Raw genomic sequence first — 13,744 nt, 5'->3', positions numbered from 1 at the left:
AAAGGAAAGTATATTTTGAAAAAGATACCTTATCGCTATGCCGTATCTTTAAGCGCCGCTTTAGGTCTTTTTATGGCGGTGCTGGACAACACTATAGTGAACGTTTCGCTTACGGCTATGCTGAAAAGCTTCAACGATCAAGACTCTACTGTTACCATTAATACAATCCAATGGGTTATAACCGGATACTTCCTATCACAGGCGGCAGTCATACCGGTAGCCGGATATTTCAGCCACCGCTATGGTTTAAGACGAATTTTCCTTATCGCTTTGGCTATGTTTACGCTAGGCAGCTTTCTTTGCGGCTTTTCGCATGAACTGGATCATTTATTCGGTGGCGGCGGCGTGCCGATGTTAATCATTTTCCGGGTTTTTCAGGGTCTTGGCGGCGGCATGCTTTTTCCGTTGGCTACCTCGATTTCGTTCAATGTTTTTCCTCCTGCCGACAGGGCGAAAAGCTCTGCGGTAGTGGCAATTCCGGTACTGCTTGCCCCTACTTTAGGACCTACTATTGGAGGTTTGCTAGTTGATAGCCCCTTTGACTGGCCCTCGATATTCTTTATAAATATTCCGGTTGGCTTGCTGGCAATATTCTTGATTGCTCGGTTGCTAAAACCCGATTTTGGGCGCAAACCAACGTGGGCATCCGAAACTTGGTCGGAAGGCGCTAAACCAGCCGGTACTGCTGCTCGTCCCGTTGTTGCTCCTACCACGCTCGAAAAGTTTGATTTTCTGGGCTTGCTACTTTCAATTGTAGGCACAATTCTGGTAGTTTATTCCTTTTCGCTTGTCAGCGATACGCGAGAGGGAAGTATTACATCTCAAACTCCTACCGGTGAAATCAACGGTTGGGGCTATTGGTTAGTGTGGGCAATGTTAGGCACAGGTTTGGCTATATTAGGCATCTTTAGCGCCTACGAGTTACGGCGTAAAGACCCTGTGCTAGACCTTCGGGTTTTCAAGCATCGTGAATTTACTGTCTCAACCTTAATGACATGGGTTGTTCGTGCAGTGGTTTTTGGAAGCTTCTTTATACTACCGCTCTTTCTCGAAAGATTTAAGAATATGAGCGCGGTACTTACCGGCTTATCGCTTATGCCTCAAGGTATCGGCGCTGCAATCGGGATTATCAGCGGTAGCCGCATCTATGATATGGTTGGTCCGCGTATTCAGGTAATAATGGGAATCATTACCCTTACGATAAGTTCGATAATGCTCATGAATGTAAGCCCTGAAAGCGATGGTTGGTCTTTCGTGCTGATATTACTTATTCGAGGCGTTGGTTTTGGCTGGTCTAACTTGCCATTACAGACAGTAGCTCTTTCCCGTTTTGCAGGTCCAAGTTTGCCTAAAGTAAGTTCGCTATATAATGCTACTGCCCAGATATTCAGTTCAATCGGTGTTGCAGTATTGACAACTATCTTTGTGACCGGGCTTACAGAGCGCATGACTAATGGGGTAAAAGCAGTAACGGCAAGTGGACAACGCCCGGATAGCCAAGCTATCGCGCTTAATGCGGCGGCAGGTTCAATGGGTAATGTCTTTACCTTCGTAACTGTCGGTACGGCGTTGACTATATTTCTGGCGCTACTTTTACCAAAGAAAAGCATCAAGCAAGAGCAAATCGAGGCAGCCCGTAAAAGTGGAGCTAATTCTCAAGAAGAAACGCCCGTTGTGATGATGGAATAAAACTTTGTAATAGAGACAAGGGGATTAAACCGCTTGTCTCTAATCTTTTCTCAAGCTGTTATTTTCGCGCCAATGCTATTTCTTTGTGTTTAAGTAATTGTACTAAGCTGTTAAGGGTAGTTTTAGCATCGCCGAACACCATTAAGGTATTTTTGGCGTAGAATAGCTCGTTATCTTCTCCGGCAAACCCCGAACCTAGGCTACGTTTCAGGATTATTACCGAATGTGCCTTGTCCGCATCAAGTATCGGCATCCCATAGAGTGGGCTGTCTTTCTTGTAGCGTGCTGCCGGGTTAACCACATCGTTTGCGCCAATTACCAGCACTACGTCTGTGTCAGGAAAATCATCATTAATCTGTTCTGCCTCAAACAACAAATCGTAAGGCACATTTGCTTCCGCCAGAAGCACATTCATATGACCGGGCATTCTACCGGCTACCGGATGGATGGCGTAGCGCACCTTTATGCCTTGGCGCATTAGCAAATCCCCCAATTCTTGCACCGGATGTTGCGCTTGGGCTACTGCCATTCCGTAACCCGGTATGATAATTACCGATTGGGAGCTGCTCAATAGAAATTCGACATCTTCGGGGGTATATCGAGTGACAGTTTTTGCTTGCGCTTGCTCATGTAGTTCACCGGGTTTTGCGCCAACTGCCCCAAAAAGCACATTGGTAAAGGAGCGATTCATAGCTTTGCTCATAATCATTGCTAGGAAGAAACCGGAGGCGGCGTTTAATGCTCCCGCGATAATCAGCACATCGTTATTGATGGCGAAACCGGTAGCAGCCGAAGCCAACCCCGCATATGAGTTTAAAAGCGCCAGCACTACTGGCATATCTGCCCCACCAATGGGCAACACTAGCAAAACCCCAATAAGTAAGCCTGCCCCCAACATTAAGTAGAAAACAATCGAGGTAGTAGGATTTACCAGCAAAAATACAAACAAGCCCATTGCGCCAATAAACAAAATCAGGTTAAGGATATTCTGAAAGCGATAGGTTATTGGCGCTCCGGGAATGAGTTCTTGCAATTTTACAAAAGCCATCAAACTGCCGGTAATTGTCAGCGAGCCGAAAAGTACCTCAATTCCCAATACTGCCATTAGTCCGCTATCTATATTGGTTGATACGTGTTCCTCGAATTTAACCACACCCACCAACGTAGCCGCTAACGCGCCAAAAGCATGGGAAATTGCCACAAGTTGGGGCATCGCCGTCATTGGCATCAATCTTGCCAATAGCCCACCGATTAGCGAGCCTAGCATAATCCCCACAATAATCCATTCGTAGCTAACAATCTCATTTTTTAGCAATGTGCCAATGATAGCCAACAACATGCCTAACTCGGCGTATAGCATCCCGCGCCGCGCCGATACAGGCGAGCAAAGCGCCTTCAAGCCCATAATAAATAATATCGAAGCGGCGAGGTAAGAAGCCTCAAGCAAATAATCGTTCATTGAGCTTTTTCCTCCTTCCGCTTGAACATCTTTAGCATGCGGTCTGTGACAAGAAAGCCACCCACAACATTTATAGTGGCGGAAGTGACGGCAATAAAGCCAAGCGTTGTGCTTAGTATTCCTTTGTTGCTGCCTGCCGCAACCAGTGAGCCAACCAGTGATATGCCGGAAATAGCGTTGGTAGCGGACATCAAAGGGGTGTGAAGCAGGGGCGGCACACGGCGGATTACTTCAAAGCCTAAAAACCCTGCCAGCGTTAGAATATAAATCATTTCAAATAATTGTAGATTCATACCATTACTCCTTGATGCAACAAAGTTTTCACCTGTTCATTTAGAATTTCCCCGCCCCGTGTTACACATGCCGCTTTTACAATTTCGTCTTCATACGAAGGGCTTTCTTTTCCATTGGGGAAAAGGTATTCAAACAGGTTGAGAAGATTGTGGCTATATAGAAGGCTTGCATCCGCCGGTACTGCCGCCGGTAGGTTTACTGCCCCAATTATAGTTACATCGTTTGATTCGATTGTTTGGTTTGGCGCGGTCAATTCACAGTTGCCGCCCTGTTCTGCTGCGAGGTCAACGATTATCGAACCCGGTTTCAGGAGTTGCACCATTTCACGACTTATTAACAAGGGCGCACGTTTGCCAAATACCTGTGCAGTAGTAATTACCACATCTACTTTGGGCAATCGCGTGCTGATTACCTCACGCTCTTTCATAAGAAATTCGTCAGATTGTTCTTTGGCATAGCCCCCGCTTGTTTCTGCGTCTTTTGGTAGCTCCATCTCCACAAAATTTGCGCCCACACTTTTAACCTGATCTCTAACAATCGGGCGCGGGTCAAAAGCCTCAACTCTAGCGCCAAGCCGTTTGGCAGTGGCTATCGCTTGCAAGCCTGCCACCCCTGCGCCCAATACCAGCACAGTTGCGGGTGATACTGTACCGGCGGCAGTCATCATCAAGGGGAACATTTTCTTGAGCCTACCTGCCGCCAGCAGCACTGCTTTGTATCCGGCAATTGTCGCCATTGCGCTTAAGGCATCCATATTTTGGGCGCGGGCTATACGCGGTATTAATTCGATGGCATAAGCGGTAATTTTGCGATTTGCGAGAGCTTCTATAAGCTCAGGTTTGGCAAAGGGAGACAGGAAACCGAGCAAGGTTGCGCCTTCTTGCATCATTTCAGTTTCGTATTGCCCTGCCGGTGAATGAAATTGAGGCGGTTGCACTTTAAATATTACATCAACTTGTTGGTACAATTCATTGGCATTATCTACCAATCGTGCGCCTACCGCTTCATATTCTTCATTGCTGCAAAATGCCAGTTTACCCGCGCCTTTTTCAATAAAAACTTCATGCTTTTGTTTTTTTAGAACCCCAACAAGACCGGGAATTAACGCTACTCTGGTTTCACCAAGATATATTTCTTTTGGAATACCGATTTTCATTTTATGTTTGTCCCTTTCTTTCACTATGAAAATTTATTATGGTTCAGGCATGAAAGCGAATAATACACTCATACGGGAGGGGAAATTATTTTGATACTACCGATTTCACTTCATTAATCATAGTTTATGAGAATTAATAATGAGGTCTAAGTCGGTGAATATAGGGTAGATAGACATAAAAAAACCCTTTCCATTGCTTTTTTACAATTGGAAAGGGTTTATAGTGATTTATTTTAAGCTTAATGCGGTATTATCGAGAATAGAAACTTGGTTTTTACCATAGCCCACAATAGTAGTGTTGAAGCGAGTAGGGCGAAACCGTAAAGGAAATAGGGCAGGTCGCGCACGCCCGGTATATTGTAGAAAATGACAATGACAACCAAGTGCATAGCAAAGGAGTAAAGGCTAACTTCGCCAATCGGGATTAATAGCCAACCCACCATAGGTTGCAATAGTTTCCAGAGCCAAGTAGAAATCAGAAAAAGCCCTTGGAATATTATGAAGATTGCAAACATACGCTCCGGCGGCAGCAAAGATTTATCGTGTAGGTCTGCGATGTAGAAATGCACATCAATTGACCCGAAGATATTTTCTACGCCACCGTTGATTTCAGCAATATACAGACTCAGTAGCAATACCGACATCGCGCCTATTGACAATGAGTAATACTGATATAACTTGCCCCTTGCGTTAAAAAACTCAGTTATTGCCCGGTGATGGTAGCCAATTACCATAGTTGTAACGAATAGCATTTGCCATGCCGCCAACGGAAAGTTGCTGGCAAAAGGCAATGTGAAATTGCTGGGATAGTACATATTAGCAAACCAGATAACCCCGCTTACTATCAATATGTGCTTGGTTTTGCCTTCTTGTAGCAGAAAGAGAATTAGAGGGCTAATCGCTAGGAAAATCACGTACATAAACAGAATACTGGCGCCATGATAAGCGAACCGCATTGTTAGCGTACCGATTAGCAGGTCAATCGGGTCTTTAATATCAATCCATTCCCTATCAGCCCATAATTGCAGCGGAGAATAGTTTGCCAGTAGCACAAAAAACAGGGTTAACCCCACCGCCAGCCAGTATATTTTTAAGGCGCGTTTCAGTATTTTGGTACTAGCAACGCGCAATCCTTCTTTTTCGATAACCTTGAAATAAACTATGCCAAGGATAAAGCCGCTTATGATAACGAAACCTTCAGCGGCGCTTATATAAAATTCCCCGCGGGCAGTGAGGAAATAAACCCAACTATCTGGACCAAATACCCCGATATGATCCATCAGCATTACAAATATGCTCAAGCCCCGCAGAAAATCAAGCCGTAAATCCCGTGAACTTGCTGCTGTTGCTTCATACTTCCAGCGCCAGCGCAATCCTTTAACAGCGGTTACTGCTGTGGTACCTGCAAGAGTGCCTTGCAAATTAGATTCTTTAGCGGTTAACATCTATATATTCTCCTGAAAAGCTAATAAAAAACGAAAGCTACGGATACGTTATTTAAACTTTCTCCATATCTGCTGCAATCGTTACCTACGAGTTAAGCAAATGCTTACTTTTCACAAGGCTTTTCTATTTTATATATTAATTTTATCTTCTATTTGTAAAATGAATGTAAAATCCAATCAAGGAAAAGGTAAAATCATAATCATATATGTTCATACTAATTACATCACTTGTGTTATATTTACTACTTTTAATACAACCAAATAGGTTTAATATAAATGTATGGGAGATAAGTATTTGCAAATATCGCGGAGAATATGGCTGGAATTAATAATCGCCTTTGACTTTGTGCGAGGTTTTTTCGAGCCGTTTATGGCTTACCGAATTGGCTATCTGGTGATAGTCAAGCGTCGCTATCGCCGCCCGTGGACTACCACTCTAAAAGATGGCACTATTTTGCGCCGGGGCGATAAAATCATTAGACTGCATATGAAGCTTTTTATGCCACGTTTCAGGGGTGTTGACAACGATTTATCCTATTCACGCTATCTATTCGGGCTATTAGCTCCTGAAATGCCTTATCTCGCCTCTGTATTAAGGACTGACCCCGCTTGGGCTGATTTTAAGGCAATTATGGGTCAATCTCATGTGGTAGGAAAATACACCGAAAAATTGGGCTTTGAAACCAGAGCAATACCGGATTGGTGGATTGTGGTGGTGGATTTGCTTGGTCGTGGCGCAATGCTCTTGACTGACCCAACGCCACGTTGTCTGTTGAAGATTCTGAAGCCGCATGGAGTACGAAAACCGCGCGAAACTTGGATTGGCTGTTCCTCTTTAGTGGCGCTGCATAACAATAATCAAGTAGAACCGCCACGATTGCGCCGCTTATTCAAGTATTTTTGATAAAGAGAGCTATTATGGCTGAAAGAAAACAAGTGAAGTAAACCTATTAATCGTCAATATGAGCCGGGATGAGTAAAGCGCATCCTGATTTTTAAGTGCGCCCATGAGTTTTTATCACAGTATCTTTTGTTTTTTGGCTGGCATCCCCTGTTACTGTAAAAGTTACGCTGGCTTTCAAAGTAACGCTTCGTGTAATGCTATTATCAACTAAGAATGAAATTCCGCCGATATTCCAAGAATAGTTCCAATCATTTCCGCTACTAATAGCCATTAGAGCGGCAGTACCGATGGATGTTCCCGAATTTGTTTGAACGGTATAATTGAAACTCACCCCATTGCTGGAATTAATAGAAACTCCGCTAAAAGGTATCACAGTAGCAGTCAGATTACGTGTGGAGAGTGCGCCCGTTTGTATATAAGAGTCATACGGGTTTGTTGTGCCATCGTATGGTTTCCATAAAACAACCGCGCCCATATTAGCATCAAAAGAGCCTTTCCAATTTGAACTCATCTGGGCGAAAAGCTTTCCATCCCAATCGCTACATGTAACAGCGTCCAGTGTAGCGGGAGTAGTTTCGGTGCAATACTGGATGCCAAGTGAAACTTTACGGTCGGTTGCATTATTTATAAGCTTTGTAGTTATACCGGATTCATCGAGGGACCAAAATGCCGATAAATTCCATTGCAATAGCCCGGATGAAATAACTGCATTGGAAGGCGTGCTGGTATCATCGGTATGATTACCCAGTATTATCGTGTTTGCTATGGACGGGTTGTTAGTAGGATAAGCAACTATTCTTACCAATTTAACCGAATCAAGCGCACTTAGCTCAATTAAAGCTTGTGGCGAAGAATTAAAATAGTCAGTAGCTTTTGGAACTGTTCCGGGCTGATTGTCGGTCAGGTTAGAGCTACTCAAATTGAAGCGAGCGCCGCCGAGAGTCAGACCGTTAATACTGGATAGGTTGCCCGCTAATCCCGGAGATTGGCACCCAGAATCATCCGGTGAAGCTGTAGCACAGAGTCTCCAGTGTAGAGTTATTTCATTTTGTGGGTCTATTTTAGGCGTATCAGTGGTATGATCCCAAGTAACTGTCCAAGGGCCAGATCCGGTAGGCAAAATACTTTTAGGTCCTGAAATTGTGCTTAATGCGGTGGTTGTACTGACCCCTGAAGAGTTTTTGTAAGTAGCATCAAACATTACTCGTTTGATTAAAGCGGCATTTGCTGGAATGGCTACTGTAAATGTAGTTACACTGGAAAGCATCAAGTAATTCGCAGGGGTAGGCGACCCGCTTACTGGAGCCAATTGTACAGGGGCTGCCCCTTTGTTGTTCATGCTGACCGTCATGTTTACCAACTTGATTTTAAGTTGAACAATGTTGGTAGAACCGCTATATGAAACGCCACTGGAAACAGTTCCCCATACCGGTACGGCTGTAATGAATAAAGTGTCGTTAAGTAAATCTACCGTTGCTGAAAGCTGTTGCAAATTAAGTAGCAGGTTTCCAGTTGCCTCCGGGGTTGTGCTGTTCACCTGAGAATTCTGAAGCAATATTGTAGGCGTTATACTCCCTGCTAGGTCACTCAGAATCCATTTAACCCCACCCACATTATTTCCGGTTATGGTAGCAGTTAGCGGAATCGTAATTGAAGCAAGCGGTGACGCGGTACTATCGAAGGCGATAGGTAAAACATTTACCACATTATAGGGGCTAGTACCGTTGACAATTATATTTGTTACCTGTGGTTCAGGTATGGTCAAACTACTGTAATCTGTAATATCCTTAGTATGGCAGTCTTGAGAATCTAATTCCCCTTGCCCCCAGCAAATCCGATAGGTAAGTTTGACTCCGGGTTGTGGCGGTATAGTAGCGGTACTCCAGACGTAGCTAATGGTATCCGATACTACTTTATTATTTATTGTTGTCAGCGAGGTTGTAATAACAGTAGTTGGATTGGTAGGGTCGGATAGATAAGTTGCCAACAGAATAATCGCAGATGCCCCACGCCCTGTAACCGTACCCGTTATAGTGGTGTTCAGGCTGAGGGTGGTAGTTACCGGAGATGTAAAATTAATTGCCGCTTCAGGTACATTCCAGTTCAGCGGGGTAGCGTTAAACGGTCCGCAATAGCCACTGCTATTACAGGCTTTCAATTTTATAATAATTTGCTGATTTGGCTTGATTCCCAAAGCTGTTGAATCAAAGGCAATCCCAAAATTATTGGCGCTGTTGGCATCTCCGCTTAACAACACGTCTGGGCGAGCCGTACCATCATTTGCTTGATAGGTAGCATAGTAGCGAATTGATTTTACTCTTGCAGTTGGTGTGCCGGATACGTTCAAAATAGTGGATTTGGATAAATCCGTTGGTATAGGCGTGGCAAATTGAGCGATTAAATCGGGAATAGTGCCTTGTACTGCTGCTTGCACCGGATAACAGAAAATGCCCGTAGCATTTCCATCCCAGCATATTTTAGGGGTAAAGGTGATTTGTTGTGGGGGCATTGCTGCCGTGTTTATTTGTATTGACCATGTAGCAGCCCCATTTGAAACCGCGCTGAGTGTCGCCGTGTCGTTTTTCTCAACCTGTTCCCCGCCTACTGTCGGGATATATTTATAGTTAACAAATACAACGGTACTGACGCTGCTGATTTTAGAAGCAGCGCCGCTCAATGACACTAGCACTGGTACATTCGCTTGATCGGTGCTGCTAAGCGGGCTAACTGTTAGCGTAGGCGCTTCTACGGTAAAGGCAGAAGGTAACTGATTAGTAGGGGTAGTGCAATTAGCTACGTTATCGTCAGTACCCCAACATACTTTAGCGTCAAGGGTGATACCGGTTTGGGGCGGAATTGCGGTAGTATTCCACTTTACGGTATTGTTATTAGCTGCGTTAGACTTTTCCAGAGTTTTAGAAACGGTTGCGCCAGTAGCATCATTGTAGGTGTAAGTATAAGTTATATGGTCATAAACCCCTGTAACCTGTGCGCTTAGTGTGACTGTACCACCTAGCTTGTCGGAATTAGGATTCAGGGTAATGGTTGCTGCCGGTTTGGGAATACTCAACCCCGCCAGCGGTTGTACCAGCTTTATACAATTGCTTTCATCGGCTGTCCAACACAATTTACCGCCAATCTCTATCGGGGTTTGGGGCGGTAAGGTTGAAATATCCCACGTAACACCCCAACTATTGCTTGCATTGGCTTGTCCGGGAATGGGTAGTTCCGCAAGGCTACCGCCAACGCTCGCAATATATTTGGCTGTAAAGCTCATATGATTAGGAGCAGCCAGCCCCGTTGGTATAGCGGTAACTTTTATATCAACCGTTTTACCGTTTAAGGGTCCCGGAATAGGTGAAATAAATTGTACGGTAGGGGTCGGCTGTTGAATTATAACGACGTTTATCGGCATTTGCGCTGCGCCGTTGTTATATACAATGTTAAATACGCCGTTTATCGGAGCTTGGGTTAGGTTAAAGGCATTTAGGCTAACCGTTAACTGAGTATTACCGCTAGGAGGGATTGTACCCGATTGCAAGTTAAATTTTAGTAGGGATGCTAATGTTCCACTCGGTTGCTGAATATTCCATGCCACTGTACCTTGCCCGCTATTGGAGAGTTGCAGGAATGCTTGGTTAGTGAAAGCATCGAAATTCAAAGCATTTGGAGCTACTGCCAATACTCCCGGCATAGCAGTAGGCTGTGGAGTTGTATTTGCCCCTTCCCCTGCTCCATTACTGCCGCCTTGCTGGTTGCTACCCGCCGCAGTAGGGGATTGGTTGGCAGTGCCGCTCTGGCTTGTAACCTGCCCGGTAGTCGAAATTAGCGCGAAGGTGAGGTTGCCTTCTGGGGTGCGATTGCCCGCGCCGTCAGTAGCGCGGTAAAGAATAGAATAATCACCCGCTTTTTCAATTGTAATCGGTACTGCTACACTGTCGTTATTGTATGGTTTCCAATCATCTTGATTAATTTTATACTCTATAAGTGAGACACCGCTTAAATTATCGGAAGCCTTAAATTCGAGGGATATTTTGTTTCTGGCTACAAGCTGATTACCTTGTGTGCCGGTTGGGTCAAAGTCGCTCAATTTTGGGCGCACCAAATCAAGCCGCGGTGGGGTTTTGTCAATTATAAAATGAGCAGAAATCTGGTTAGTTCCGTTATCTAGCACAAGGATATATGCGCCATCTTGCTCGACAATGGCGCCCGGTATCACATTTGAATTGGTTTCAAGTCCGCCACTTGGCAATAGGTTGCCATCAGTGCTGGTAGTAGTTAGCATGTTCAATGTCGCGTTGACTTTGGTAGTACCTGAAACCTGATAAGTAAGCGGTACCGCTTGGTTATAAAGCTTGCCATCAACCGGACTTGTCAGAGTTATTCCAGTTTGCTGGGTGGCAGTAGTGTCGAACCGCCCCTGACAACCGCTTTGACCCGATGCCCCATAATTTATCAACCAACGTAATTGATAGCCCTTTTCCAGATAATAGGCAAGCGATTTGTAACTGGTACCATCCCAAGGGTCATTAATCCGGTAGGTAGCCGCAATGCTGTCTGAGCCGCTAACCACTACTACAAATTGTGTTCCGGTTTGACCACCTAGAAAACCTACTAAGGCGGGTTGCCCCGATTTCAGAATTGAGTTGAGGGAATCCCAGTTAAAGTCCTGACGCTGCGCCCCAGATAAAACCCCTTTGCTGCAACGAACGGCAGTAAGAGACCAATCCATCGGAATTGCATCTAGACCCAAGCAACTATTTAACTGGTCGGGGTCGGTATCCGCTTTGCTATAGTTAAGCAGCATTGCAGCGGCGGTGATGGCACAGCCGGAATCGCCAATTTTAAATGTCTGCGCCCCGATTTGGCTGTTGCGCCAGCGCGGGTCATTCTGGCTGTAATTTATAACAAAACAATCACCGCCGAGGGCTGGTGCAGGGGTAAGGTTTTTGGTAGGTACTTGCTGGAATCTATCGGTAACAATCGCAAAGTTTTGGGTTTGTCCCAATTTGGGGAGAGCATTGACTTTTTTATCGGTTACATTGACGGTGAAGGCATTATTAGTTGAATTAACAATGATGCGCGAATTATCGGTTGACCAACAAAGAGGTCCCTCCTGACCGGTATCACCATAAAAATATTCAGGTACAAGTTGGTCGGGTATGCCAAGTGATATTTCGCGTTCTCTACCACTGGCAGCAACCTTGAACAATTCCAGCTTATTAGTATTGCGAACTATATAGCCGAGTTGGGCGCTATCCGCAGACCAAGTTGGGCGCGTAGTCCATAATCCATTGGCAACACTTACTGCTCTGGTTTTGGAGCGTGAGTTAAGGTCTAATATATTGATAGTAGCATTGTCCAAAGCTGCATTTTTGGCGGTTATGTATGCCAACTTACGCCCATCCGGTGAAATAGACATCAGGCTGGCAAAATTGCCGGGTAAAATATCCACCGATTCCTGAAAAACGCTTCGAGGGCGAGAACCATCCGATTGGACAATTATTATATCGGTGGCGGTTTCGCCCATTCTGAGAGTTGCGTTCAGGGTTATATTGCTAGGAGTGCAAATAGCAGGCGGTAAAGCCTGATTGCTTGTGCTTGTTTGTACGCCGGAGGGCCACATCAAAATAAGCAGCATTAACACAAAAGCCAACGGCAATAGCAGCGCCAACGCCAATAGAACCGGGCTTAGCGCAACGCTACGTAGCCAAGGTAAAGCACACGCTTGATTAATAACACCGTTTGTTTCGGTGGTCTGTCCCTCGATACCTATCGTAAAGTCGTACATACGGGGAGAACCAACCCAATTACGCTTTCGTAGCTTTATTTCAAGCGAACTGGCGGTTATTTCCGCTTGCGATGGCACTGTCACTATCGGTGGATTAATCAGAATTTCCATGCCTTGCACATTAGTACGTGCATATAATTTCAGATTGACCGGCTGGTACTGATTATTGGAAATTCCGATCTGGGTTACGGCTGTTTTTTTGCGAGTTTGTAACTCTTGCGGTTGCAACTTGAGTTCTTGCGTTATCTGTTTTATTTCTTCAACATTTAGCAGTAAGGGCTGGCTTGCTATTATACCCGGCTGACTGCTACTACCCACCAACAACACCGGGGCATAAGTACCGGGCGCAGCATTGGCTGGTAGGTTAATCCTTAATATTGTAGAGCCTTCGTTGCCGGGCGCATCAGGATATAAAAGCATCTCAAGTTGGTCGAGTTGCGCCCATCCGGCGGTAAGTTCACCTATGCTAAGCTCAAAACGTTCTACCCCTTTTGTATTATTAATCAAGGTGACGGTAAGCTCGGCGGTACCACCCGGTTTTAAGGTTATTTGTTCAGATGAAAGCTTTATTTCAACTTTCTGGCTCAACCTTAAGCTCCTGCTGCATCTATCAATAATTGGTTGCTGTCAATTTAAAGCCCTGCGTATCATTTACTGGCACAGCTACATTTATATATATATCACGTATAACTACCCTTATCGGTTGCGCCCATTGGCTCTATATATGTTGTGATGCATGTGTATGGGTAGGCTGGAATTTGCAACTGTAACACGCTCTCAGGGTGTATTGGTCATTGAGAAATTCAAGTTGGTAGCGCCGCTAACCGTTACCGAAACTGTAAATACTCCTGCTATGGTATTGGCGGTGAAAGTACCGGGGTTTGCTACACCGCTGGAATCGGTGGTCACTGTTATAGAGTTGGTAGAAAACATGCCAAGATAGATAAAAGTTCCGCTTGCTCCGGTAGATGGGGCTGTGAAAGTGACATCGTAACCGGATGATACA

The 13,744-nt window shown here is 45.0% G+C and carries 8 protein-coding genes; 2 read left to right on the top strand and 6 right to left on the bottom strand.

Going from position 1 to position 13,744, the window contains the following annotated elements; genetic code table 11:
* Positions 1 to 15: 15 nt before the first annotated feature.
* Positions 16 to 1,689 carry an MDR family MFS transporter gene (locus WCK19_RS03690; RefSeq protein WP_342396010.1) on the top strand — a complete coding sequence of 558 codons (1,674 nt, stop codon included), beginning with the start codon at positions 16 to 18 and terminating at the stop codon, positions 1,687 to 1,689.
* Positions 1,690 to 1,747: 58 nt separating this feature from the next.
* Here the strand turns inward: WCK19_RS03690 and WCK19_RS03685 are convergent, their stop codons facing one another.
* The 4 genes from WCK19_RS03685 to opgC form a co-directional block, all read right to left on the bottom strand.
* Positions 1,748 to 3,148 carry an NAD(P)(+) transhydrogenase (Re/Si-specific) subunit beta gene (locus WCK19_RS03685; RefSeq protein WP_342396009.1) on the bottom strand — a complete coding sequence of 467 codons (1,401 nt, stop codon included), beginning with the start codon at positions 3,146 to 3,148 and terminating at the stop codon, positions 1,748 to 1,750.
* On the bottom strand, positions 3,145 to 3,441 hold the full coding sequence (locus tag WCK19_RS03680; RefSeq protein WP_342396008.1) for an NAD(P) transhydrogenase subunit alpha: 297 nt from the start codon (positions 3,439 to 3,441) through the stop codon (positions 3,145 to 3,147). Before WCK19_RS03680 ends, WCK19_RS03685 begins: the two co-directional genes overlap by 4 nt.
* The gene (locus WCK19_RS03675; protein ID WP_342396007.1) at positions 3,438 to 4,598 is read right to left on the bottom strand and encodes a Re/Si-specific NAD(P)(+) transhydrogenase subunit alpha; all 1,161 of its coding nucleotides are present in this window, start codon (positions 4,596 to 4,598) and stop codon (positions 3,438 to 3,440) included. The genes WCK19_RS03680 and WCK19_RS03675 overlap by 4 nt, the downstream gene beginning before the upstream one ends.
* Positions 4,599 to 4,837: 239 nt before the next feature.
* A complete protein-coding gene (opgC, locus tag WCK19_RS03670) occupies positions 4,838 to 6,043 on the bottom strand; it encodes an OpgC domain-containing protein (protein WP_342396006.1) in 1,206 nt (401 codons plus the stop codon).
* Between the two features lie 295 nt (positions 6,044 to 6,338).
* Here opgC and WCK19_RS03665 point away from each other — a divergent pair, with 295 nt between their 5' ends.
* Positions 6,339 to 6,947, top strand: a complete 609-nt coding sequence (locus tag WCK19_RS03665; protein WP_342396005.1) for a hypothetical protein — start codon at positions 6,339 to 6,341, stop codon at positions 6,945 to 6,947.
* A 91-nt stretch (positions 6,948 to 7,038) separates the two neighbouring features.
* Here the strand turns inward: WCK19_RS03665 and WCK19_RS03660 are convergent, their stop codons facing one another.
* Entirely contained in the window at positions 7,039 to 13,326 is a 6,288-nt protein-coding gene (locus WCK19_RS03660) for a hypothetical protein (RefSeq protein WP_342396004.1), read from the bottom strand.
* Between the two features lie 189 nt (positions 13,327 to 13,515).
* Positions 13,516 to 13,744, bottom strand: a 229-nt coding sequence (locus WCK19_RS03655) for a hypothetical protein (RefSeq protein ID WP_342396003.1), incomplete at its 5' end; no start/stop codon positions are given.

The organism is Candidatus Chlorohelix sp., from assembly GCF_037138995.1.
GTDB lineage: Bacteria > Chloroflexota > Chloroflexia > Chloroheliales > Chloroheliaceae > Chlorohelix.
Note: the sequence above shows the minus strand (reverse complement) of the source record. Positions and strands in the feature narration are given on the sequence as shown.